Annotated in this window: 20 protein-coding genes; 4 read left to right on the top strand and 16 right to left on the bottom strand. The window is 71.8% G+C overall.

Translation table 11 applies throughout. The features are described from left to right. Nucleotide 1 precedes the first annotated feature (1 nt). Together ACF088_RS13125 and ACF088_RS13120 are read right to left on the bottom strand one after the other, a co-directional pair. The gene (locus ACF088_RS13125) at nt 2-451 is read right to left on the bottom strand and encodes a roadblock/LC7 domain-containing protein (protein WP_392375775.1); all 450 of its coding nucleotides are present in this window, start codon (nt 449-451) and stop codon (nt 2-4) included. Continuing rightward, complete coding sequence (locus ACF088_RS13120) at nt 441-2,561, bottom strand: ATP-binding protein (protein ID WP_392375773.1); 2,121 nt, start codon at nt 2,559-2,561, stop codon at nt 441-443. The genes ACF088_RS13125 and ACF088_RS13120 overlap by 11 nt, the downstream gene beginning before the upstream one ends. Before the next feature lie 294 nt (nt 2,562-2,855). Between ACF088_RS13120 and ACF088_RS13115 the strand changes: the two genes are divergently transcribed. Beyond that, nucleotides 2,856-3,101, top strand: a complete 246-nt coding sequence (locus ACF088_RS13115; RefSeq protein ID WP_392375771.1) for a hypothetical protein — start codon at nt 2,856-2,858, stop codon at nt 3,099-3,101. 202 nt (nt 3,102-3,303) lie between these two features. Here the strand turns inward: ACF088_RS13115 and ACF088_RS13110 are convergent, their stop codons facing one another. Continuing rightward, complete coding sequence (locus ACF088_RS13110) at nt 3,304-4,479, bottom strand: MBL fold metallo-hydrolase (RefSeq protein ID WP_392375769.1); 1,176 nt, start codon at nt 4,477-4,479, stop codon at nt 3,304-3,306. A gap of 378 nt (nt 4,480-4,857) precedes the next feature. After that, complete coding sequence (locus ACF088_RS13105; protein ID WP_392376011.1) at nt 4,858-6,285, bottom strand: NAD(P)/FAD-dependent oxidoreductase; 1,428 nt, start codon at nt 6,283-6,285, stop codon at nt 4,858-4,860. Between the two features lie 462 nt (nt 6,286-6,747). Between ACF088_RS13105 and ACF088_RS13100 the strand changes: the two genes are divergently transcribed. After that, nucleotides 6,748-7,761: a carbohydrate kinase family protein gene (locus ACF088_RS13100; protein WP_392375768.1), complete on the top strand. Its 1,014-nt coding sequence runs from the start codon at nt 6,748-6,750 to the stop codon at nt 7,759-7,761. A 30-nt stretch (nt 7,762-7,791) separates the two neighbouring features. On the opposite strand, the gene ACF088_RS13095 is transcribed toward ACF088_RS13100, so the two are convergent. The 3 genes from ACF088_RS13095 to ACF088_RS13085 are packed head-to-tail and all read right to left on the bottom strand — an operon-like array spanning nt 7,792 to nt 9,842. Beyond that, complete coding sequence (locus ACF088_RS13095; protein WP_392375767.1) at nt 7,792-8,697, bottom strand: SAM-dependent methyltransferase; 906 nt, start codon at nt 8,695-8,697, stop codon at nt 7,792-7,794. Continuing rightward, on the bottom strand, nt 8,694-8,972 hold the full coding sequence (locus ACF088_RS13090) for a DUF397 domain-containing protein (protein ID WP_088801073.1): 279 nt from the start codon (nt 8,970-8,972) through the stop codon (nt 8,694-8,696). The genes ACF088_RS13095 and ACF088_RS13090 overlap by 4 nt, the downstream gene beginning before the upstream one ends. A gap of 3 nt (nt 8,973-8,975) precedes the next feature. Continuing rightward, nucleotides 8,976-9,842, bottom strand: a complete 867-nt coding sequence (locus ACF088_RS13085) for a helix-turn-helix domain-containing protein (RefSeq protein WP_392375766.1) — start codon at nt 9,840-9,842, stop codon at nt 8,976-8,978. 137 nt (nt 9,843-9,979) lie between these two features. Between ACF088_RS13085 and ACF088_RS13080 the strand changes: the two genes are divergently transcribed. Further along, complete coding sequence (locus ACF088_RS13080) at nt 9,980-10,441, top strand: ATP-binding protein (RefSeq protein WP_392375765.1); 462 nt, start codon at nt 9,980-9,982, stop codon at nt 10,439-10,441. 84 nt (nt 10,442-10,525) lie between these two features. Here the strand turns inward: ACF088_RS13080 and ACF088_RS13075 are convergent, their stop codons facing one another. Beyond that, nucleotides 10,526-11,326 carry an SGNH/GDSL hydrolase family protein gene (locus ACF088_RS13075; RefSeq protein WP_392375764.1) on the bottom strand — a complete coding sequence of 267 codons (801 nt, stop codon included), beginning with the start codon at nt 11,324-11,326 and terminating at the stop codon, nt 10,526-10,528. Between the two features lie 243 nt (nt 11,327-11,569). Between ACF088_RS13075 and ACF088_RS13070 the strand changes: the two genes are divergently transcribed. Beyond that, nucleotides 11,570-12,379 carry a tyrosine-protein phosphatase gene (locus ACF088_RS13070; protein ID WP_392375763.1) on the top strand — a complete coding sequence of 270 codons (810 nt, stop codon included), beginning with the start codon at nt 11,570-11,572 and terminating at the stop codon, nt 12,377-12,379. Nucleotides 12,380-12,467: 88 nt separating this feature from the next. Here the strand turns inward: ACF088_RS13070 and ACF088_RS13065 are convergent, their stop codons facing one another. From ACF088_RS13065 to hpnC, 8 genes are all read right to left on the bottom strand, one after another. After that, nucleotides 12,468-13,850 carry an aspartate aminotransferase family protein gene (locus ACF088_RS13065; protein WP_392375762.1) on the bottom strand — a complete coding sequence of 461 codons (1,383 nt, stop codon included), beginning with the start codon at nt 13,848-13,850 and terminating at the stop codon, nt 12,468-12,470. A gap of 167 nt (nt 13,851-14,017) precedes the next feature. Next, nucleotides 14,018-15,043, bottom strand: coding sequence for an adenosyl-hopene transferase HpnH (gene hpnH / locus ACF088_RS13060; protein ID WP_392375761.1), 1,026 nt, complete (start codon nt 15,041-15,043; stop codon nt 14,018-14,020). Between the two features lie 5 nt (nt 15,044-15,048). Then, nucleotides 15,049-15,714 (bottom strand): 1-hydroxy-2-methyl-2-butenyl 4-diphosphate reductase, encoded by a 666-nt coding sequence (locus tag ACF088_RS13055; RefSeq protein WP_392375760.1) that lies wholly within the window; start codon nt 15,712-15,714, stop codon nt 15,049-15,051. Then, a complete protein-coding gene (shc, locus tag ACF088_RS13050) occupies nt 15,714-17,732 on the bottom strand; it encodes a squalene--hopene cyclase (RefSeq protein ID WP_392375759.1) in 2,019 nt (672 codons plus the stop codon). The genes ACF088_RS13055 and shc overlap by 1 nt, the downstream gene beginning before the upstream one ends. A 107-nt stretch (nt 17,733-17,839) precedes the next feature. Next, the gene (locus ACF088_RS13045) at nt 17,840-18,961 is read right to left on the bottom strand and encodes a polyprenyl synthetase family protein (protein ID WP_392375758.1); all 1,122 of its coding nucleotides are present in this window, start codon (nt 18,959-18,961) and stop codon (nt 17,840-17,842) included. After that, entirely contained in the window at nt 18,958-20,415 is a 1,458-nt protein-coding gene (gene hpnE, locus ACF088_RS13040) for a hydroxysqualene dehydroxylase HpnE (RefSeq protein ID WP_392375757.1), read from the bottom strand. The genes ACF088_RS13045 and hpnE overlap by 4 nt, the downstream gene beginning before the upstream one ends. Nucleotides 20,416-20,515: 100 nt before the next feature. Next, nucleotides 20,516-21,469, bottom strand: a complete 954-nt coding sequence (hpnD, locus tag ACF088_RS13035; RefSeq protein ID WP_392375756.1) for a presqualene diphosphate synthase HpnD — start codon at nt 21,467-21,469, stop codon at nt 20,516-20,518. Continuing rightward, nucleotides 21,466-22,332 carry a squalene synthase HpnC gene (gene hpnC, locus ACF088_RS13030; RefSeq protein WP_392376010.1) on the bottom strand — a complete coding sequence of 289 codons (867 nt, stop codon included), beginning with the start codon at nt 22,330-22,332 and terminating at the stop codon, nt 21,466-21,468. Before hpnC ends, hpnD begins: the two co-directional genes overlap by 4 nt. Nucleotides 22,333-22,523 lie beyond the last annotated feature (191 nt).

Below are 22,523 nucleotides of genomic sequence, written 5' to 3'. Positions count from 1 at the left end.
GTCAACGACCGCCCGCGGGCGTCTGGTGGCGCGCGGGGGTGGACAGATAGGGCCGGACGCTCTTGACCAGCATCGACATCTCGTAGCCCAGCACCGCCACATCGGCTTCGCGGCCGGCGAGCACGGCCAGGCACGCGCCCGATCCGGCGGTGGAGACGAACAGGAAGGCGGACTCCAGCTCGACGACCACCTGCAGCACGTCGTCGCCGTCCCCGAAGCGCACACCGGCGCTGCGGGCGAGGGAGTAGAGGCCGGAGGACAGGGCGGCCATGTGGTCGGCGCTGTCCGGGTCGAAGCCATGGGCGGCCTTCACCAGGCCGTCCGAGGACAGCAGCAGTGCGCTCCGGGCATGCGGCACCCGCTGTACGAGCCCGGTCAGCAGCCAGGACAGATCGGTGTGCTGGCCTCCCTGCAGCTGCGAATGCGCCTGCGCACGCACATCACTCACCATGGTTGCGGTCGTCTCCTCGGGGGCGGGCCATCGTGGCATCGTGGTCACGGTCGTAGAGCAGGTCGTTGCCGACCGGGCTGCTGGTGTCGCCGCCCTGGGCCGGGGTCGTGCCGTTACCGCCGGCGGTGTCGCCGGCGTAGGTGTCGTCGGCGAGGCTGAAGCCGCGCCGGAAGGCGGCCATCAGGCCGGGGTCGTGCTCGGGCTCGGGCCCCGTACGAGGGGTCGCGGACGGCAGGATCGGGTCGCCGCGCAGCTCGGGGACGAGGTGCGTCTGCTTGCGCCGCCGGGGCAGCCGCGGGCGGGCACTGTTGTCCACCGCCGGCGGCGCGGGCGGGAGCACGACCGGGCCGGGGTCGGCCGGGCGGTCGGCGGGAGCGGCGTCAGGGGTGTGCGGCTCGGGCAGCCGCGCGTCGGGCAGGTGGACGTCGGGAGTGTGGGCACCCGTGGCGCGGACCAGCCGGCGACGAGCGGCGCCGGAGTCGGGATCCGAGTGGGGATCGGTGTCCGCGGGGAGGAGGCTCGGGGCCGGCACCGGGGCCGGCCGGTCGCCGTATCCGCGCGGTGCCATGTCGAGCGCGTCGGGGGCGGGAGCGGGGCTGGGGATGGCCACGGTCCGGCGGCCGGGGCTCAGACCGGGGTCCTGGCGCTCGGGACGCTCCACGGGGTCGTGATGCCGGGGGCGTTCGTGACGCCCATGGGTCCCGTCGGGGTCGTCGACGAAGCCGCCGCCGTAGTCCCCGTCGTGCTCGCGCGCCGGGTCGGTGTCCGGCGATCCGGCGCGCGGCCCCTCCGCTCCGTCCGCGTCCCCGTCGGCCGACTCCTCGCCGAGCAGTTCCTGGGGCACGATCAGCACGGCCTGCACGCCGCCGTAGATATTGCTCTGCAGCCGCACCACGATGCCGTGGCGCCGGGCGAGCGAGGAGACCACGAACAGTCCGATCCGGCCGTCGCTCAACAGCGCGGCGACATCGATATGTTCGGGGTCGGCCAGCAGGGCGTTCATCCGCGACTGCTCGTCCGCCGACATGCCCAGGCCGCGGTCCTCGACCTCGACCGCGAGACCCGCGGTGACGAGCTGGGCGCGCAGCAGGACGGGGGTCTGCGGGGCGGAGTAGATCGAAGCGTTCTCGACGAGTTCGGCGAGCAGGTGGATGACGTCGGCGACGGCGTGTCCGCGCAGGGTGCCCTCGATCGGCGGCACCAGCTTGATCCTCGGGTACTGCTCGACCTCGGCGATCGAGGAGCGCAGCACCTCGGTCATGGACACCGGGCGGCTCCACTGGCGGCGCGAGATGGCGCCGCCGAGCACCGCGAGGTTCTCGGCGTGCCGGCGGATCCGGGTGGCCAGGTGGTCGACGTGGAACAGGCCCTTGAGCAGGTCCGGGTCCTCGACCTGGTTCTCCAGCTCGTCCAGCAGCTCGATCTCACGGTGCACCAGGGACTGCAGACGGCGGGCGAGGTTCACGAACACCTCGACCTTCTGCTCGCTGCCGCTGGCGTTGCTGCGGGCGATGGCGACCGCGTCGATGACGGCGGACTCGGCGGCCCGGCCCGCGGCGGCCACCTCGTGGGCGAGCAGGTCGAGCGTGTCACCGGTGGGCACGATGCCCTGTTCGGGCTCGCGGCGCTGGATCCATTCGCCCTGCCGTACGCGGTCCAGCAGGTCGTACAGGTCGGACTGGCTGCGGGCGCAGACCTGGCGCAGCCGGGCGTAGCGGGTGACGGTGGCCCGGGCCTCGGCGTTGGCGGCGGCGCTCGCGGTGAGCACGATGACACAGACCAGAGCGAGACCGCCGCACAGCACCACCCACTCGCGGCCGGTGAGCCGGGCGCCGCCTGTTTGCACCACAAAGGCGGCGGCGGCCGTGCAGACGACGGCGACGAGGAGGCAGGGGACGGCGGCGAGCCGGACCAGACGGGCCCGTATCGCCGAGTCGGCAGCGGATTCGGGGAACGAGGCCCGGCCGTGTCGTCCGCCCTCACGCTCCCGCCGCCGGGCGGAGACGGGGACGGAGGCGGGGACGGGGGCAACCCCCGGGGAACCCTGGGGCCCCGGGGATCTGTGAGCCTCCTGGAACGTCTGATTCCCCTGGGGGAATGCGGTAGGCATCGGCGCCCTCCGGATCGGCCGTGGCAGTTCGCGGAGCACGCACGCTAGTTGTTGCACGGGTGGGGTCCGGGTCCACTTCGGGGTTTCGCTACCCCTCGCCACCTCCTTGAGTGGGCGCCTTGCGTACGCCAGTACGACGCAATCCGAACTACCGTTCATAGAGGGTCAGTTGGAGAACAGGTTGAAGCGGGCACCGCCGGGGGGGCGCTTCAGGCCACGGCCGCCCTCGATCCGGAGCGGGCCGACCTCATCGTGGTGCCCGGCGCTTCGGGCCGCGGCGGGGAGCCGGGAGAGGTGCCCGACGCGCACACCGGCGAGCGGACACCGGACGACTCCCTCCCCGCGGTGCCGGGCCGCACTCTGCGGACGGGCCTGCCGGGCCTGCCTCCGCTCGCGCAGGCCGCCACGGACCGGCCAGGGGTGACGGTCGGCGCGGTGTGCGGCGGCTCGCCCGTCCTGACCGTGGCGGGGCTCCTGCGGCACCTCCCGGACCGGCCGGCTGCCCGCCTCCAGGGTCACCGGCCGTCGCCGTACCACTGACCAATGGAAGACCACGCACCGTGACAGAGCTCTTCCTTGCGCTGCACGTCCTGGCCGCCGTCATCACCGTGGGGACCTGTAGCCGCGGCGCCACCGCAACCGGATGCCAGGACGTCCACCGCACGCCGGTCAGCAGGGCCACCGGTGCGTACGGAGCCACGCTCCCGGAGCCACGCTCCGAGGGCGTCGCCCCGCTGCCGCCTCAGCGATCCGCGACGAGATCCACGTCGGTGGGGGAAACCGCCGGCGGCCAGGTCGGCCAGCCGTGGGCGGGGGGCACGGAAATCGCCCGCCACCACGGGTAGACGGCCGGGGGGTCGGCGGGCTCGAACGGCTCTCCCGGCCGGGGGTGGGCGCTGGTGACCCCGGCCTTCCGGGCCGCGGTCAGGGTCCACTCGGCGGGCTCCGCCCATGGGTGCGGTGCAAGGTTGAACGTGCCCCAGTGGATCGGCACCAGCACACCGCGGGGCTCTCGGCCCTGCAGGTCCAGGTGGGCCTGCACCCCCTGCTCGGGGTGCATGTGGATGTCCGGCCAGAAGTCGCTGTACGCGCCGATCTGCATCATCGTCGCATCGAACGGGCCGTACGCCGCGCCGATCTCCGCGAAGCCGGAGAAGTAGCCGGTGTCGCCGCTGTGGTAGATCCGGTGGTCGGGACCTGCGACCACCCAGGAGGCCCACAGGGTGTGCTGCGGGCCGCGCAGACCGCGTCCGCAGAAGTGCTGTGCGGGGGTGGCGGTGAGGGTCAGCCCGCCGACGCGGGTGGACTCGTGCCAGTCGAGCTCGGTGATCCGCTCCGCGGGCACGCCCCAGAATTCCAGGTCGGCACCGACGCCGAGCGGGACGACGAAGGCCGCGCCGGTGCCGGTCAGGCCCTGGATCGTCGGCATGTCGAGGTGGTCGTAGTGGTCGTGGGAGATCACCACGACATCGACCGGCTCCAGCTCGTCCAGCGCGATGGGGACCGGGTGCATCCGCTTGGGCCCCGCCCAGGTGAACGGGGAGCAGCGCTCGCCCCAGACCGGGTCGAAGAGCACCCGCTGACCATCTATTTCGGCCAGTACGCTCGAATGACCCATCCAGGTGAGCCGCAGCCCGGAGGCGGGCGGCTCCGTCCCGTCCGCGGCGGTCGGACGGTACACCGGAATCGGGCCGACCGGCGCCCGGCGCAGCCGCCCCTCCCGGCTCAGCTGGGTACGCACCATCGGCAGCGCGGAGCCGTGGAGCAGCTGCCTGGTCTCCACCGGATTGCGGAACTGGCCGTCCACGAACTGGGGCGACCTGCGCAGCCTGGCCAGCCGCTCCCCGGTGGGCACGGCGCCGAAAGCTGCCGGCCGCAGCGCGGAGAGTCGGGTGCGACGGGGTCTGGAACCGGTCACGGCACCTCCATGGTCGGGGTAGTCGCGAAGTGAACGGGCCGCGCGAGCGGCGGGTTCCGGTACGCCGCGCCACACGGCGCCGCCGTACGGTTTCCGCACCACGACACCCGGACTCTCCACACCATCACCCGCAGACAGCAACGGCGCGACCGGCCGTGACATTCCGGAGTAAGGGGGTGACCTTTCCGGGACGCCGCCGCAGAGGCCGGCCGGCCCGGCAACTCGGACGCGTCCATGGGAGCGGGGCCGGGACCGGGGACGGGCAGCCCGGTGGACGACCGGGCACCGGTCAAGACGGCCGACGGGCACCCGGCGGGCCGGGCCTGCGGGCGGGCAGCAGCAGCCGGAGCGCGAACGCAGCCGGTCCCCGGCGGCCCCTCACACCCCTTTCACGCCCCCTTCGACGACCTCGGGCGGACCGGGGAGCCCGGGGCGGCGGGGCAGAAAGACCGTGCGCAGGACGATGCGCGGGGCGACCAGGCGGGTGGGCGGCGCGGTGAGGCAGAAGACGTCCCGGAAAGCCGCCCCGACGACGGGATCGATGGCGGCACGGGCGCCGAGCCGGTCGAGGTACCACGTGGTCAGCCGCTCCCCGAGACCCGCCTTGGTGTCGGCGGGGCTCGCGTACGGGCGGTCCGATCCGACCGCGGCGAGCCAGGCGGGTTCCACGGCGCGGGCCACTGCCCGCTGCGCCTCGGCGGTGATCCCGGGGCGCAGACCGCCGCCGTCGGCGAACGTGGTGCGTACGGCCAGCGCGCCGAGTGCGGCGACCGACATGCCCTGGCCGTACACGGGGTTGAAGGTGCAGCCGGCATCCCCGAGGACGAGAAATCCCTCGGGGAGGGCACCGGGCCGCTCGTAGTGCCGGCGGCGGTTGCAGGTATCGCGGAAGCCGTGCACCGGCGAGAGCGGCTCGGCCCGGTCGAGCAGTTCATGGACGTAGGGGTCGCCGATGGTGGCGGTGAAAGCGGTGAACTCCGCCGCGTCCGTCGGCGGGTGGTGCCCGCGCACACCGGACAGCGTCAGCAGCCAGTTGCCGTCCTCGACCGGCACATACGCGGCGCCGCGCGGGCACTCCGGCCAGCCGGGCACGTTCACGCCCGCGTCCGGCGCGCTGGCCGGGTCCTTGGGGCGGTACATCCGGGTGGCGTAGGCCAGCCCCGCGTCCACGGTCTCTTCCTGCGGCGCGGCCCGGCCCAGTCCGGCGTACCACTGGGGCGTGCGGGAACCGCGGCCCGAGGCGTCCACCACGAGCGCGGCCGGCAGCTCCCGCTCGGACCGTTCGCCCGGCCCACCGTCCCGTGACCGGACACGTACCCCGGTCACCCGGCCGGCGTCCCCGGTGAGCCCGACGGCCTCGGTCGCCTCCAGGACGTCCACCCGGGTGGCCGAGCCCGCCGCGGCCCGCAGCGCCCGCTCCCGGACCACCGTGTCCAGCACCGGACGGGTGACGCTCAGCGTGAGATGCCGGCGCTCGTCGAAGCGGCGCTGCCAGCCCGTGGGGGTACGGGTGAGCAGATCGCGCGGCAGATACAGGCTGCGCGCGCCCGCCTCGCTGAGCGCGGTGACCGTCCCGGGCAGCAACTCCTCCAGTGCGCGCCGGCCACCGCTGAGGAGAATGTGCAGATGGCGGGCCTGCGGGACGCCCTTGCGGAAAGCCCGCCCCGCCGGGTAGCGGTCGCGCTCGACGACGGTGATCGCGTCGACCTGTCCGACCAGGGCGGTGACGGCCAGCATCCCGGCCAGCCCGCCGCCGATCACGATCGCGGTGCGCCCGCCATGGGAGTGCTCTGCCGTATCCGCCATGTCCGCCATGCCCGCCTCGCTCCCCCCGCCGGCCCGTCCGGCCGCCGACGATCCGCTCGTCACGGTCCCCCGGATCCGCTCTTCCTACCGGGAGCCGTACGCCGTGCCCGGTTTCCGCTCGCCGTCCACGCCGTCCAGGCCATCCTCGACGTCCACGGCACCTGATCACTGACGGCCTCAGGCTTCAGTGCCCCGGCCATCCATGTCAACGCCCCATTCCGCCAACCGGTTCGAGGGACATCCCTGCCATGCCGCGGGCCGCGCTCCCCCGCCCGTTCTCACCGGCCACTGATCACCGGCGCGGCTTCTTGCGGCCCCTTTCCTCCCTCGTGTCACCGGAGTCCCTGACATCCCGTGATGAGCCGAGTGTGCGTCTAGACTCCCGGCAGCGGACGCACGTCGTCCGCAAACGGTTCCACCAGCAAGGGATTCGTCTCACCAGCAAGGGATTCAGGGACGCTTGTGACATTCCAGCAGGTTTCTGAGCCGTATGACGCCTACGACGTACTCGTCGTCGGCGGGTCGGGCGTGGACACCATCGTGTCGGTCGCCGCGCTGCCCGTACCGCTCGCCGACTCCTATGCGGTCCCCCCTCTTCACGAAGGGGCGGGACACACCGGCACCGGCGTCGCGCTCGGCTGCGCGGCGCTCGGGCTCACCACGGGATTCGTGGATTTCCTGGGCGACGACCATCCGGGCAGTCTGGTCCGTGAGCGGCTGGCCGGTACCGGCGTCGACTTCCGGCCGCTCCTCTCGCCGCACGGCACCCGGCGTGCGGTCAACCTCGTGGCCTCCGACGGCCGTCGGATGTCGTTCTACGACGGCCGTGACCCGCTCGATCTGCGGATGCCGCCCGAGCACTACCTCCCCCCGCTGCGGCGCGCCCGGCACGTCCATCTGTCGGTCATGCACTTCGCCCGCTTCCTCTACGACGACATCGAAGCGCTGGGCCTTCCCGTCTCCACGGATCTGCACGACTGGGACGGGCTGACGGACCATCACCGGGAGTTCGCACTCCGCTCGGACCTGGTCTTTCTCAGTACGGCGGGGGCGGGGGAACGGATCGGCTCCGTCATGCGGGAGATCCTGCACGAGGGACGTGCCGAGGCAGTGATCGCGACGGCCGGGGCGGGCGGTGCCTATCTCCTCACCACCGACGACCGCACCCCACGTCTGGTCCCGCCCGCGGTCCCGCCCGGCCCCGTTGTGGACAGCAATGGCGCGGGCGACGCCTTCACCTGCGGGTTCCTCTACGGCCGGCTGGCGGGCCGGGACCTCGACGAGTGCGCGCGCCTGGGCGCGGTCGCGGGGGCGTACGCCTGCACCTCGCCGGGCACCCACACCCGCCTCGCCGGACCGGAGGACCTGCGCTCGGCCCTCGCCGCGACGGCGCCGGCCACCCCGACCGCACCGCCCGGCGACGGGCAGCGGCTTGCGGGTCCACCGGAGGCCCGGGTCTCCCCCGCGGGCGCGTAACGCTCCGGCCGGGCCCGCGGGCCCGGCCGGTCAGCCCTTGCGGCCCACCCCGCCATAGAAAATGGTGTTGTTGAGCTCCTGCGCGCCGGGCACCGGGCCGTCCGGCCGCCACAGCGGCACCCGTACCACTCCCGGCTCCAGCAGGGCGAACGGCCCGAAGAGCGGTGCGATCCCGGTCTTCGACCGCAGGTTGAGGGAGGCGGTGGCGCTCTTGTAGACGTTCACGACACCGTCGCGCGCCCGCTCGTCCGTGCGGCCCGCCTCATAGGCCTCATAGGGCTCACCGGTCGCATGCGACAGGACGAGGTGGCTGCCCGCGGGGAGCGCCTCGGCAAGGGTGGCGATGAGGCCGGCCGGGTCCTCGTCGTCCCGTATGAAGTGGAGTACGGCGACCAGCAGCAGCGCCACCGGCCGGTCGAAGTCGATCAGTTCCCGGACGGTGGGGTGGTCGAGCAGCGCCTTGGGGTCGCGGACGTCGCCGAGCACGAATCCGGTGCGTTCGGCATTGGTCAGCCGGGCCCCGGCGTGGGTGGCGACGATCGGGTCGTTGTCGACGTACACGACGCGGGTGTCGGGAGCGGTCTCCCGGGCCACCTCATGGGTGTTGGGGGAGGTGGGGATGCCGGTGCCGATATCGATGATCTGGCGGATGCCGCCGGCGACCAGCTCGCGCACCGCCCGCCGCATGAAGGCCCGGTTGGCGCGGGCGCTGAGCCGGACCTGGGGGTGGACCTCGATGACGCGCTCCGCGGCCACCCGGTCGACCTCGTAGTTGTCCCAGCCGCCGAGGTAGTAGTCGTACATCCGGGCCGGATGCGGGCGACTGGTGTCGATCTCCTCGGCCGGGAAGCCCGAGGGCTCCGGCCCCTGGACGTACGGTCCGATCTCATGGACCGTGCCGCCCGGCGGCTCCTGGGGTATATCCTGCCCGCTCATGCCGTCCTCCGCTCGGTGCGCCGGCCCGGCGCCGCCGAGAGCAGGAAGTCGGCGTGGCCGGCCTTCGCGCCCTCGATGAAGCTCACCATTTCGTGGTGGGTGTAGATCAGCGCCGGGCCGTCCGGGTCGGTCGACTGGCGCAGCGCGATCCGGCCGTCGCCCAGCCGCATGGCCTCGACGCACTCGCCGCCGTTTCCCCCGCTCCACGGCTTGTGCCAGCCCTCAGTGCCCAGTTCCTTGGCGGGCATGCCGTTGTAGATGCGTATGCGATCCATGGTTCAGATCTCCTTGCGAAAGCCACCCAGAATGGCCTCGGTGGTGTGTGCCGGCGCGGCCTGCGCACACATCCGGTCCAGGGCCTCCAGGAACTGCGAGACGTCGTTGCGCTGGTCGAAGTACACGGCTCCGACGAGGCTTTCCGCGTAGGCGATGTCCGGGAGCTCCGGAATCGGGAAGCGGAAAATGTGGAAGGGGCCGTACATGGCGGGGTGCGGGCCCGCGGCGAAGGGCATGACCTGCAGTCGGACGTTCGGCAGTGCGGTGGCCTCCATCAGCCGGGCCACCTGGTCGCGCATCACCTGGGCCCCGCCGATCGGCCGCCGCAGCACGGTCTCGTCCATGACCACCCACAGCATCGGTGCGTTGTCACGGGTCAGGAGCGACTGCCGCTCCATGCGCAGCGCAACGATCCGGTCGATGTCCGCCGCGGAGGCGTGCGGCATTCCGGCCCGGAGGACGGCGGCGGCGTAGTCCTCGGTCTGCAACAGCCCGGGGACGTAGTGCGGTTGATAGGCCCGGATGAGGTTGGCTTCGCTCTCCAGGCTGACGTATGCGCTGAACCACTCGGGAAGGACGTCCCGGAACCGGTGCCACCAGCCGGGCTTGTTGGCCTCACGCGCAAGGGAGAGAAAGCCCTCGATCTCGTCCTCGTCGGTGACGCCGTAGGTCGCCAACAGCTTCTCGACGTAGGGGAGCTTGAGGCCGACCTCGGCCTTTTCCATGCGCCGTATCGTGGCGTGGGTCACATCGAGGGCCGCGGCGGCCCGCTCGAAGGAGAGCCCCGCCTTCTCGCGCAGGTCCTGCAGTCGCTTGCCGAGCACCACCCGCAGGACGGTCGGTGCACCTGCCGACCGTGGGTCCGCCACGTCCGATCGCCTCCAACTGACTTCAGTGTTCAGCAGTGTGTCATGCCGTCAACAGCACGAACAGACTGCACCTTACGATTCTGCAAATTGCAGAGTGATCCTTGCCATCGGTGACCGGCATCGCACATAGTTGCGGTGTGGCTTCCTCCAACAACGCTCCCTCGTTAGGGCGCTGTGGCGGCTTTGTCGCCCAGTACCCGCAGGACGCGTTCCACTTGCCGGCGCGACGCACGTCCGTTCCCGAGGCGCGCAGACGCGTCAGTGCGCTGCTGCACGAGTGGGGCGCGGCTCAACACGTCCGCGATGATGTGGAGTTGGTGGTTTCCGAACTGTTCACCAACGCGGTGCGGCACACCGACAGCGAGAAGGTGGGCTGCGAACTCGCCCTCTCCGGGGCGCATATACGCATAGAGATCACGGACCAGGGCGGCCCGGAGGATTCGGCGCCGCACGTCCAGCCCGGCAGCGTGGACAAGGAGTGCGGACGAGGGCTGTTCCTCGTCGGCGCACTGTCCGACAGCTGGGGGTCACGGCCCGCCGACAGCGGTCGGGGCCGGGTCGTCTGGGCGGATCTGCCGTACTCCCCCCTCGCATACTGAGGCCCCGCTCCGCATCGGCGGAAACGGGGCCTCCGTCATGCCGTGGTCCGTTGCCGACCCCGGCCGGCCTCGGCGGGTGTCCCCCTAGAGCGGCAGCAGGTCGGGCCGCTTGGGCTCGACGTGATCGCCGGAGGACTCGCCACGCAGCCGGCGCCCGATCCACGGGACGAGGTGCTCCCGCGCCCAGTGGATATTGTCCCGCCGCGCCTCGGCAGCCGAGCGCTCCGCCTCCGGCGGCCACGGCTGGTCCGGGTCGGCCGGCACCCGCAGTCCGAGCACCTGCCCCGCACGTAGCGCCACCCGGGTGTGCCCGTCGGCGGACAGATGCAGCCGGTCGCTGTCCCAGGCCCGCCGGTCCTGCACCGACTTCAGCGACCACAGGTCCAGCACCGGGCAGTCGTGCCGGTCCGCGATGGCCCGGACATGCGCCGTGTACGTGGCGATCTTGCCGCGCAGGTGCTTGAGGACGGGGATGCCGCGGGTGTCGAAGCCGGTGCACAGCAGGACCGTGCCGACCTCCTGCCGCAGATCGGCGACCGCCGCCTCATACCGCTCGGCGACCGTGTCCGGATCCGAACCCGGCCGCAGGATGTCATTGCCGCCGGCACAGAACGTCACCAGGGCGGGGGCGAGCTCCTTCGCCCGGGGCACCTGCTCCTCGACGATCTGGTCCAGGAGTCGCCCCCTGACCGCGAGGTTCGCATAGCGGAAGTCCCCCTCGGCCTGCTGGTCCGAGAGAAGGACCGCCAGCCGGTCCGCCCAACCGATGTACGCCCCGTCAGGGCCGGGATCCCCGACCCCCTCTGTAAAGCTGTCCCCGACGGCTGCGTACGACCCGATGGCGCCATGGGCGCCGTTGCTGAAGTACTTCGAATCGTCTGCCACGTCAGGACATACTTCACCTCAAGAAGTGACTTACGCCACCGTAACCAGGGGTTGACGAGGGGTGATTAATGCCACCAGGTCAAATTCTTGTCAAGTTGGAATAAAGATCGGCCACGCCCTGCTCCCCCGCACATCGCGCGGCGCGTCCATGTCGGCCTGATTGCCTATTGCAGCAATGTCGTATCGTCGGAAGTGCCCGCCTCGCCGATGAGCGGCGTCGGCGAACGAACCCGAGGAGCGCGCGTGACGCAGCAGACGCCGCAGGTCCCACAGGCCCAGCCCGAGCTCACGGAGGTCCGCAACTTCCGCGATGTGGGCGGTCTGCCGACCGTGGACGGGCGTCGCGTACGGGAGGGGAGGCTGTTCCGCAGCGGGCACCTCGCCCACGCGACCGAGACGGACGCGGCGTTTCTGGCCGGCCTCGGGCTGCACACCATCTTCGACTTCCGCAACGCCTCGGACATCAAGGTGGAAGGCCCCGACGTCACGCTGCCCGGCGTGCGCAATGTGAACATCCCGCTCACCGACCCGGCCGACGGCGCGGAATTCTGGGCGATGGTGCGCGACGGTGAGCTGGACCAGCTGCGTTCCGTGCTCGGCGACGGCAAGGCCGCGGCCCGTATGGCCAAGACTTACCGCCACATCATCACCACCCGTACCGAGGACCACAGCAGGGTGCTCAATGCGCTTGCCGAGGACAGCGTCCCGGCGCTGATGCACTGTGCGGCCGGCAAGGACCGCGCGGGCCTGTCCGTTGCCGTGACCCTGCTCGCGGTCGGCGTGGAGCGGGACGCCATCGAGGCGGACTACCTCAAGTCCAACGATCCCCACCGGCGCTACAAGATCCGTCGCTCCGACAACTCCGCGGTGGGGATGTCGCAGGAGGTCATGGAGCTGCTCGCGCCGCTGTTCGGGGCGCACACCGACTACCTCGCGGCCGCCTACGACGCCATTGAGCAGACCTGGGGCTCGGCGGAGAAGTACCTCACCGACGGCCTGAAGCTGGCGCCCGCCACCCGCGAACGGCTGTGTGACCGGCTGCTGACGGACTGACGGCCGCCACGCGCACTCAGGGCTCCGTGCCCCACCCCGCGCGGGCACGGAGCCGAGACCGAAGCGCACCGCTCCCCCACCGGCGTGGTCAGCGGTTGGCGACCGCCTGTTTGACCAGCGTCCGGCCGAAGTCCCACAGGAGTCCGCTGCCACCATGGGCGTCGTCCATGACAGCGGTGAACGCCTCGACGAAACGGTCCACTTCCCGTTCGCCGATGATCAGCGGCGGGATCAGCTTGATGACTTCGAGATGGTCGCCGGAGACCTGGGTCAGGATGCGGTGCCGCTGCAGCAGCGGCACCACCACCATCTGCGCGAAGAGCCCCTTGCGGGCCGCCTGCAGCATCGTCCAGCGGCTGCGCAGACCGAGCGAGGTGGGGCGGCCGAACTCGATGCCGATCATCAGGCCGCGGCCCCGTACGTCGTGCAGCAGCTCGTACTTGCCGACGAGCGCGGCGAGCCGGGAGCGCAGCAGCTCGCCGGTGCGCCGGGCGCCCGCGACGATCTCCTCGTCCTCCATCACCGAGAGCACCGCCAGACCGGCCGCCATCGCCTGGGCGTTGGCGCCGAAGCTGGCGGAGTGCACCAGCACCCGGTCCATGGACGAGTAGACCTTCTTGAAGATCCAGTCCTTGCCGAGGGTCGCGCCGACGGGGACGTAGCCGCCGGACAGCGCCTTCGCCACACACACCAGGTCCGGCTCGACTCCGTCCTCGTGCTGGTAGGCGAAGAAGTCGCCGGTGCGGCCGAGGCCGGTCTGCACCTCGTCGGCGATCAGCAGGGCCTTGTGCCGGTGCAGCAATTCCTGTGCGGCGCGCAGGAACCCGGGTGGGGTCGGGTGGACGCCCTTGCCCTGGATCGGTTCGACCACGAACCCCGCCACATCCCCGCGCTTCAGCTCCCGCGCCAGTGCGTCCAGATCACCCATCGCGAGGGCGGTGTCCGGCAGCAGCGGGGCGAAGCCGTCCCGGAAGCCGTCCTCGCCGTTGACGGAGAGCGAGCCGGTGGTCAGGCCGTGGAAGGCGTGGGTGCAGTAGAGGATGCGCGGTCTGCCGGTGGCGTAGCGGGCGAACTTCAGGGCGGTCTCGACGGCTTCGGTGCCGCTGTTGCCGAAGAAGACCCGGTCCAGGTGGGGCGCACAGGACAGCAGTCTCTCGGCGAGCAGGCCGGGCAGCGGCTGGCAGTCGAAGCGGGTGAGATCGGGCAGCTGGGCGTCCAGAACGTCGTGCAGCGCCTTGCGGACGACGGGGTGGTGCCGGCCCAGCCCCATCACCCCGAACCCCGCGAGCATGTCCAGGTAGTCCTGGCCGTCGGCGTCCCAGAAGTAGGCGCCCTCGGCCCGCTCGTAGACCTTGTCGAAGCCGATGGTGTGCAGCATGCGCGGGAGCTGGTGGTTGAGGTGGCGGGCGTGCAGTGCGTAGCGTTCGCCACCGCGCTCGGCGAGCAGTTCCGTCAGATCGAATCCGGTCACGAGAGGCTCTCCTTACGGGCCGGCGCGGCGCTGGTCCGGCCGGCGGTCTCGGCGGGGGTCAGGCCGACGCCGGCCGGCCCGGCCCCGGCCGCTGCGCGGTGTACGGGAACGGGCCGGACCGGAGCGCCGGTGAGCCGTGGTGCCGCGGGCTCACCACGGACCGACGGTCACCCGCGGTTGCCCGCGACGGTCTCCCGGGCCGCCCGGAGGGACTCCTTCAGCGACCCCATGGTGGCGAGGACGGCGGTCGGCTCGTAGCCGCAGTGCGCCATGCAGTTGGCGCAGCGCGGGTCCTTGCCGCGGCCGTACTTTTCCCAGTCGGTCTCCTCGATGAGCTCCCGGTAGGTCGGGACGTACCCGTCGCTCATGAGGTAGCAGGGGCGCTGCCAGCCGAACAGCGAGTAGTTGGGGATCGCCCACGCCGTACACGGGAAGTCCGCCTTCCCCTCCAGGAAGTCCAGGAAGAGCGGGCTGTGGTTGAGCCGCCAGCGGCGCCGGTTGCCGCCGGCGAACGCCTTCTTGAACAGCTCACGGGTCTGCTCCACACCGAGGAAGTGCTCCTGGTCGGGGGCCTTCTCGTAGGCGTAGGCGGGCGACAGCATCATTTCGTCGACCTGCAGATCGTCATTGAGGAAGTTGAGGACCTCGATGATGGTCTGCGGGGTGTCGGTGTTGAAGAAGGTGGAGTTGGTGGTGACCCGGAAACCGCGCCGCTTGGCCTCCTTGATGGCCGCCACGGCCTCGTCGAACACGCCTTCCTTCGCGACGGATTCATCGTGCCGCTCGCGCATGCCGTCGATGTGCACGGCGAAGGCGAAATACCGCGAGGGCGTGAAGTTTTCCATCTTCTTGCGCAGCAACATCGCGTTGGTGCACAGGAAGACATACTTCCGCTTGGCCACCAACTGCCGCACGATCTCGTCGATCTGCGGGTGCATCAAGGGCTCGCCACCGGCAATGGAAACCATCGGGGCGCCGGACTCCAGCACCGCACCGACTGCCTGCGCCACCGGCATACGCTGTTTGAGCACGCCCGCCGGATGCTGGATCTTCCCGCAGCCCTCGCATTTCAGGTTGCACGCAAAGAGCGGTTCCAGCTCAACGATGAGCGGGAACTTCTCACGCCGGCGGATCATCTTCTGTTCAAAAAGATAGGTCCCGACCCGGATGGACTGACGGAGCGGCATGGCCATCTGGCTCACCTCCAGGGGAGCAGCAAAGAACGGTGCCATTCGTAGAAAACAGGAAGTACGGAGCGCAGCACTCGGAAGGCTGATATTCCACCGCGCACCGTGCCGATGCGTACGAGTTCATGTTCTGGAGCGTCCACGACCACCCGGACGGCCGCAACCGGACGGACGCCGGCGCGCCGGGCCACACGGAGCGTCGCGGCGGATTCCATGTCCACCGCGACCGCACCGGCGGCATGCAGCTCGGCCCGCTCCGCACCGCGTACGACGTGGTCACAGCCGCGCAGCAGCCCGGTGTGCACGGTCAGCCCCCGCTGCCGCAGGGCCCGTAGCAGCGGGCCGTTGTCGTGACAGAGCGTTTCCGACGCGTCCGCATGGTGGTCGCGGGTGGCTTCGGCGACGACCACGTCCCCGGGGCGCATCCCGGGAGCGAGGCCGGCGCAGAAACCGCTGGCGACGACGGGGGAACGTTCGGTGACCGCGCCCGCACTCAGTGCCCGGGTGAGGGCGCGTTCGGCCGCCTGGGGGCCCATGCCGGTACGGAGCGTGACCAGCTGCGGACCGTCCCCGCGCGCCGCTCCCCCGCGGACCCCGCCGCGCAGCGCGAACCGCTCGATGCCGAGCGCACAGGCGACCAGCAGGGGCGGGTCCGCGTCCGTCGGGGGCCGGGGCATCAGGCCCCCACCGGTACGGCGGCCGGTCCCCCGTTGACGTAGCGGCCCAGGGCGGTCAGCGGGAAGACCTGGCGGTAGAGGTGATAGTTGATGGAGAAGTCCCAGGGGAAGCCCGTACCGGTGAAGTAGGGCTCGTCCCAGGACCCGTCCTCGCGCTGGGTCACGGTCAGCCAGCGCACTCCGCGCCGTACCGCCTCGCTGCCCCGCTCACCGGCCGCGAGCAGCGCCATCAGCGCCCAGGCGGTCTGTGAGGCGGTCGAGGCGCCGCGCCCGGCCCACCGCTCCTTGTCCTGGTAGGAGCGCTGGTCCTCGCCCCAGCCGCCGTCGTCGTTCTGCACCTGCTCCAGCCAGCGCACCGCCCGGCGCACCGCGGGGTGCGAGGCGGGGATGCCGGCCGCGGCGAGCGCGGGGAGCACCGAGCCGGTGCCGTAGAGGTAGTTGGTGCCCCAACGGCCGAACCAGGCTCCGCTGGGCTCCTGTTCGGCCAGCAGCCAGGCGATACCGCGCCGGGTGCGCGGGTCGTGGGTACGGCCGACGTCGGCGAGCATCTCGACGACATGGGCGGTGACATCGGCCGACGGCGGGTCGATGACCTCGCCGAAGTCGCAGAACGGCAGCCGGTTGGGGAACGGGCTGGTGTTGTCGACGTCGAAGGCGGCCCAGCCCCCGCCCTTGGACTGCATCTCGAAGTTCCAGCGCACCGCGCGGTCCACCGCGGCCTCGACCCGCTGTGGATCGGGGTGCGCGACCCGGCGCAGCGCGAGCACCACCTCGGCGGTGTCGTCGATGTCCGGGTAGTTGTCGTTCTCGAACTCGAACGCCCAGCCACCGGAAGGGAGTTGAGGCCGCTTCACGCTCCAGTCGCCGGGCCGGCGGATCTGCTCGGCGAGCATCCAGTCGACGGCCTTGACCAGCTGCGGGTGACCGGCGGGCAGTCCGGCGTCGGCGAGCGCGATGGTGGCCAGGCAGGTGTCCCAGACCGGGGACTGGCAGGCCTCGATCATCCGGGCGCCATCCTCGCGCCATACGACGAAGCGGTCGAGGGAGGCCAGGCCGGTGCGCAGCACGGGGTGGTCGAGGTCGTAGCCGAGGAGGTGCAGGGCGATGACGGAGTAGACGGCGGGGGGCTGGATGCCGCCCCAGCAGCCGTCGTTCTCCTGTCGCTCGATGATCCAGCGGGCGGCGGAGCGCATCGCGGCGCCGCGCAGCTTGCGGAAGGCGACCTTGTGGTAGAGGTGCAGCGCCTTGTCCAGGCGCTGGAAGAGCCCGTCCCAACTGGTGGCGGGGGCGAGCGGCCGTGGCGGATTGGGCCGGCGCGGGTCGGTGTGCAGCTCGTCGAGGGCGAACGGCGCCGGGCGCACCGGGCGCTTTGCCGAGACGATCGTCAGCGGCACGATGGTCTGCCGCGCCCAGCATCCGAAGTCATAGATGTTGAGCGGGAACCACTTGGGGAAGTAGAGGAGTTCCGGGGGGAGTTCGGGCAGGTCGTCCCACTTCCACCAGCCGAAGAGGGCCAGCCAGATGCGGGTGAAGACCCGCGCCGCGGCGATGCCGCCCTGTTCGCGGACCCATGCGGAGGCCTTGGCCAGGTGCGCGGCGTCCGGGTCGTCCCCGGCGAGGCGCAGGGCGACATAGGCCTCGACGGTGGCGGAGAGGTCGCCGGGCCCGCCGTAGAAGGTGGCCCAGGTGCCGTCCGCGCGCTGCTCGCCGCGGATGTGGCGGGCCGCGGCCTCGGTGAGCTTCGGGTCCTGGATGCCCAGGAATTGACGGAGCAGCAGGTCTTCGGCGTCCATCGTGACGTTGGTCTCGAGGTCGCCCTTCCACCATCCGGCGGGGTCCTGCACGGAGAGCAGATAGTCCGTGGCGCGGGCGGTCGCGCGCCGGGCGGCGTCCGCCGTGTCCTGCGCCGCGGCGGTGCGCGTGGGTGGAGCGGTTCCGGCTGTCTCAGCGGTGGCATCGCTGGCCGAGGGGGCCCGGGGCGGTAGCGCCCCGGTGCTTCCGTCGGTCGTCGCTGTCATGGCTTCCCCTTCTGCAGTGAACTGTGAAAAGCGTGCTCAGGGATTCCGTCGGCCGGCGCCCGGCTGGCGCCGGCCGGCGACTGCGATCTATTCGGCGTCGATCGTGCTCATCTCTCCCGTACAACGACGAAGTCCGCGAGTGCGACGAGCTGTGCGCGGACCTTTTCCGGCATCTCGATCTCGTTCAGGGCGGCAATGGCGGTGGCGTGCTGGCGGCGGGCCTCCTGGGAGGTCCACTCGCGGCCGCCGGCCTCCTCGATGAGGGCCGCGCGGGAGGCGAACTCCTCCTCGGTGAAGTCGGCGATCTCGGTCTCGCTCTTCTTCGCGTCGGCCGCCAGGATCCGGGCGAGACGCTCGGCGGCCGGGCCTTCGGCGGCCAGCGCGGCGACGACCGGCAGCGACTTCTTGCGCTGGCGCAGGTCGCTCCAGGGCCGCTTGCCGGTGGCGTCCGGGTCGCCCCAGATGCCGAGCAGATCGTCGACGGCCTGGAAGGCGAGGCCGAGGTGGTAGCCGTACCGCTCCAGGGTGTCCGCGGTGCGGTCGTCGGCGCCGCCGAGGACCGCGCCGATGGAGACGGCGCAGGCCAGCAGCGCGCCGGTCTTGTTGCCCTCCATCTCCAGGCACTCCTCGACGGTGACCCGCTCGCGGTGCTCGTAGGAGATGTCCTGGGCCTGACCGTCGATCAGTTTGCGGGAGGCCTGGGTGAGCCGGCGGGTGGCGCGGCCGGCGTCGACCGTGCCGAGCTCCAGCAGGATTTCGTTGGCGAGGGCGAACAGCGCGTCACCGACGAGGATGGCCTGCGCGGGGCCGTGCACCTTCCAGACGGTGTCGCGGTGCCTGCGCTGCTCGTCGCCGTCCATGAGGTCGTCGTGCAGCAGCGAGAAGTTGTGCACCAGCTCGACGGCGACCGCGCCGGGGATCCCGACCTCGGGGGCCGCGCCGGCGGCCTCGGCCGACAGCAGGGCGAGCGCGGGCCGTACGGCCTTGCCGCTGTCGCCCGTGGTGGGGCGGCCCTCGGCGTCGATCCATCCGAAGTGGTAGGCGGCGACGGTGTCCATGGGAGGAGCGAGCCGGTCCACGGCGGCACGCAGCACGGGAGTGGCGAGTGTCCGCCCGCGCTCCAGCAGCGCGGTGACGCTCTCGGTGTCGATAGCTGGGGAAGCCGGATTCACGGTTTCTCCTCTGTTTCCGATGCTCGTGCTCGTGCGAGCGCTCGTACTCGTAGTCATGCCGCCTCCTGAGGCAACTGGCCCTGGGGGAAGCCGAGTTCGGTGAGTGCCTCGCGAGCGGCGGCAGTGCCGCTGCGAACAGCGCTTTCCATGGTCGCGGGCCACCCGGTGGCGGTCCACGCACCGGCCAGGAACAGGCCGGGGGCTTGGGTGCGGGCGGCGGGGCGGAGCCTGCCGACGCCCGGGGCGGGCGCAAAGGTCGCGGTGCGCTCGCGGGTGACGAAGAAGTCGTGGATCCTGGCGCCGCGGGCGGCGGGCAGCAGGCGTTCCAGCTCGGGCAGATAGCGGGCGCGGAGCTTGGCGACCGGCTGGTCGATCTCCTCCTGGGCCGCGGACTGCGAGACCGCCAGATACTGGCTGCGCTCCTGGCCGGGAAGGCGCGTCAGCCCCGAGGCGCCGGTGCGGTCGAAGACCCACTGGACCGGGGAGCCGACCGCGGCGAAGAAGGGGCGGCGCAGCACCTTGCGGTCGTAGACGACATGGAGGTTGAGGATGGGGGCCGTGCCGATGTCCAGCAGCCGGTCCTTGCCGTCCAGCGCCGCATCGGGCAGCAGGGTATGGGCCTCGCGCTGCGGTACGGCGAGGACGACGGTGTCCGCGGTCAGCTGCTCGCTGTCGTGCGGCCCCTGCTCCACCGTGACCCGCCAGCCGTCGTCGCGGCGCGCGAGGGCCCCGGCGCGGGTGCGCAGGGCGATGCGTACGCCGGCCTTCTCCAGGGCCGTGCGGGCAAGGTCGTCGTGGACGTCACCGAGCGGGACACGGGACCAGCCGATGTCGGCGGCGCCGGGGGCGGACAGCAGTCCGGTCTTGAAGACCTTGGCGGCCAGGCCCGTCGAGGCGTCATCGGCACGGGCGTTGAGGGTCGCGATGCCGACCAGGTCCCACAGCGCCTCGACGGCGCGGGCGGACTGGCCGTGGCGGCGCAGCCAGCTGCCGAAGTCCAGCCGGTCCAGGGCGGGGTCGGCCGGGTCGAGGCCCTTGAGCGCGAGGGTGGCGCGGACGACCCCGGCGCGTTCGGCGGGCGAGAGATGCGGGTAGAGGGCCAGGCTCCGGGCGAGGTGCAGCGGTACGGGCAGCGCCGTGCGGCGCAGCCGGCCGAGCCGCATCCGGTCGGCATCGAGGACGGGTACGTCCATCCGGTCCTGGAGGGGCACCAGGTGCGCGGCGCCGAGCCGCTCCAGCAGCCGGCTGTAGGCGGTGCAGCAGCGCAGGAAGACATGCTGGCCGTTGTCGACGGTCAGCTCTCCGACGCCGGACTCGCGGCGGAAGGAGAAGACCAGTCCGCCGAGACGGGGCCGGCCCTCGACCAGGGTGACCCGCAGCCCCGCGTCGGCCAGCGCAAGCGCCGCCGTGGTGCCCGCGAGTCCGCCGCCGATCACCACCGCCGCCGCGCCTTCGGGACGGCCGGGCGGCAGGTCGCGCCGCCGGCCGGGCCGCATGGCTCCCGATGTCATGTGTTCTCCCCCCGTACTGCTGTGAGGGACGCAGCCGGCCCGGGGAGGGTTGCCCGCCGCACTGACGCGGGATCACCGCTGTCGTTCGCCGCCCGGCGCATCATCCCCGCCTCCGCACGGACTCCCGGCGGCCGATCGCCCGCGCGTCGAGCCCGGAGAGCCCGCGCACCGCGACGAAGGCCTTCTCCCGGCCGGGCAGGGAGACCCGGCCGCGCAGCACCGCCTCGGGGTCGGCGGCGATCCGGGTCAGCAGCCGGTGGTAGATGCCGGCCATCGCGGCCACACATGCGCCGCTGCGCCGGTCGAGCATCGGCAGCAGCCGGAATCCCTCGGCGAACAGCGCACGGGCACGTTGCACCTCGAAGTGCACCAGGCCGGTGAAGTCGGAGCCGGGCGGCGGCACGGGACGCTCGAAGCCCGCCGCGCAGCCGAACTTGGCGAGGTCTTCGGCGGGGAGGTACGTACGGCCGTTCCCGGCGTCCTCGCGAACATCCCGGAGAATGTTGGTGAGTTGCAGGGCCAGACCGAGGGTATCGGCGTACTCGAAAGCGCGCTCGGCGTCCGGCGCGCCCGGTACGGTGCCGAACACCCCCAGCGAGAGCCGGCCGATGGCGCCGGCGACACAGCGGCAGTAATCCCGCAGCTCGTCCCAGGTCTCGTAGGTCTCGCCGCGCACATCCATCAGCACGCCGTCGATCAGCTCGTCGAGACCGTCCAGCGGCAGCGGGAAGCGGCGGGCGGCGTCGGACAGCGCGACGGCCACCGGGTCGGTGTCGTCCTCGTCGATCCGGCCGTCCTTGATGCGCGCCAGCAGGGCCCGGGTGTCCTCCAGCCGCCCTTGCTTGGCGGCGGGTTCCAGGGTGCCGTCGCCGATGTCGTCGACCCGGCGGGAGAAGGCGTAGAGCGCCGACATGGCCTGCCGCTTGTCGGCCGGCAGCAGCCGGATGCCGTAGGCGAAGTTCCGTGCCTGCTGCCCGGTGACGGCCTCGCAGTAGCGGTACGCAGCGAGCACCGGCGCGGACGCGTGTGCAGTTGCCTCCACGGTCCGACTCACCCCTCTCTTCGCAATGTCGCCCCTACCTCGCGCAGCAGGCTGAGCTTGGTCGGCTTGGGCGGTCCAGGGAGGACGTCGTAATCGGCGGCCGCGACCGCCTGGAGTGCAGCGCGTCCGCCGGCCACGAAACCGGCCAGCAGCAGCTTGAGTCTGCCGTGGACGCTACCCACCAGCGGGGTGCCTTCACGCAGCAGCTCACGGGCGCGTTCGGCCTCGTAAGCGATCAGCGCGCGCACCGATGCGCCCCCCCTCGGCGCGGCCAGATCGGCCTCGTCGACACCGAACCGCTTCATGTCCTCGGCCGGCAGATAGATACGGTCGCGCCCCAGATCCTCGGCCACGTCCTGGAGGTGTTCGACGATCTGGAGGGCGGTGCAGACCGCATCGGAGTGGCGGATGCGTGCGGGGCTCGCGGTGCCGGTGAGGGCGAGCACGAGGCGGCCGACGGGGTTGGCGGACAGCTCGCAGTAGGCGGCCAGGTCGCCGTAGGTGCCGTATCGGCTCACCCGCTGGTCCTGCCGGTTGGCCTCGATGAGATCGAGGAAAGGCGCCGGGGTCAGCGCACAGCGGCGGACGGTCGGGCCGAGGCGGCGCAACAGCGGATGACCGGGGCCGGGGGCGCGGTCGCTGAACACGCGGTGCAGGTCCGCTTCGAGGGCGTCCAGCAGCGCGGGCCGGTCGTCGTGCTGTGCGCGGTCGAGCCCGAGGAGTACGGCATCGCCGCCGCCGGGTGCGAGATCGCCGTCACCGATGTCGTCGACGAGCCGGGCGAAGCCGTAGACGGCCATCAGATCGGTCCGCCAGGCACGGGGCAGAAAGAACGGCGCGACGGGGAAGTTCTCGTGTGCGGCCTGTTCGAGCACGGTGCGCGTCTGCTCCCGTCCGTCACCTGCCGCCCCCCTTCGGAGGAAGGCGCGACGCGCCTGCTCGTTGTCTCGGCTCACCGGAGACTGCCCGGCGCATTTCGGTGCCGGAGCGAACCAGTAGCCATTGCCGTCACGTCTCCCGTTCTACACCGCCAAGCCAAAACATCCCATTTCGGACACGCCGCAGT

The sequence above is a fragment of the Streptomyces sp. NPDC015125 genome (assembly GCF_043080045.1).
Classification (GTDB): domain Bacteria; phylum Actinomycetota; class Actinomycetes; order Streptomycetales; family Streptomycetaceae; genus Streptomyces.
The sequence above is the reverse complement of the archived record's forward strand: the minus strand, read 5'-3'. Positions and strand labels throughout refer to the sequence as shown.

Coding starts and splice junctions, on each gene's coding strand:
- ACF088_RS13045 (WP_392375758.1), bottom strand. CDS start 18,961: ATGACTACGAGTACGAGCGCTCGCACGAGCACGAGCATCGGAAACAGA.
- ACF088_RS13090 (WP_088801073.1), bottom strand. CDS start 8,972: ATGGATCGCATACGCATCTACAACGGCATGCCCGCCAAGGAACTGGGC.
- hpnH (WP_392375761.1), bottom strand. CDS start 15,043: ATGGCCATGCCGCTCCGTCAGTCCATCCGGGTCGGGACCTATCTTTTT.
- ACF088_RS13125 (WP_392375775.1), bottom strand. CDS start 451: ATGGTGAGTGATGTGCGTGCGCAGGCGCATTCGCAGCTGCAGGGAGGC.
- shc (WP_392375759.1), bottom strand. CDS start 17,732: ATGACAGCGACGACCGACGGAAGCACCGGGGCGCTACCGCCCCGGGCC.
- hpnE (WP_392375757.1), bottom strand. CDS start 20,415: ATGACATCGGGAGCCATGCGGCCCGGCCGGCGGCGCGACCTGCCGCCC.
- ACF088_RS13055 (WP_392375760.1), bottom strand. CDS start 15,714: ATGCCCCGGCCCCCGACGGACGCGGACCCGCCCCTGCTGGTCGCCTGT.
- ACF088_RS13095 (WP_392375767.1), bottom strand. CDS start 8,697: ATGAGCGGGCAGGATATACCCCAGGAGCCGCCGGGCGGCACGGTCCAT.
- ACF088_RS13120 (WP_392375773.1), bottom strand. CDS start 2,561: ATGCCTACCGCATTCCCCCAGGGGAATCAGACGTTCCAGGAGGCTCAC.
- ACF088_RS13105 (WP_392376011.1), bottom strand. CDS start 6,285: ATGGCGGATACGGCAGAGCACTCCCATGGCGGGCGCACCGCGATCGTG.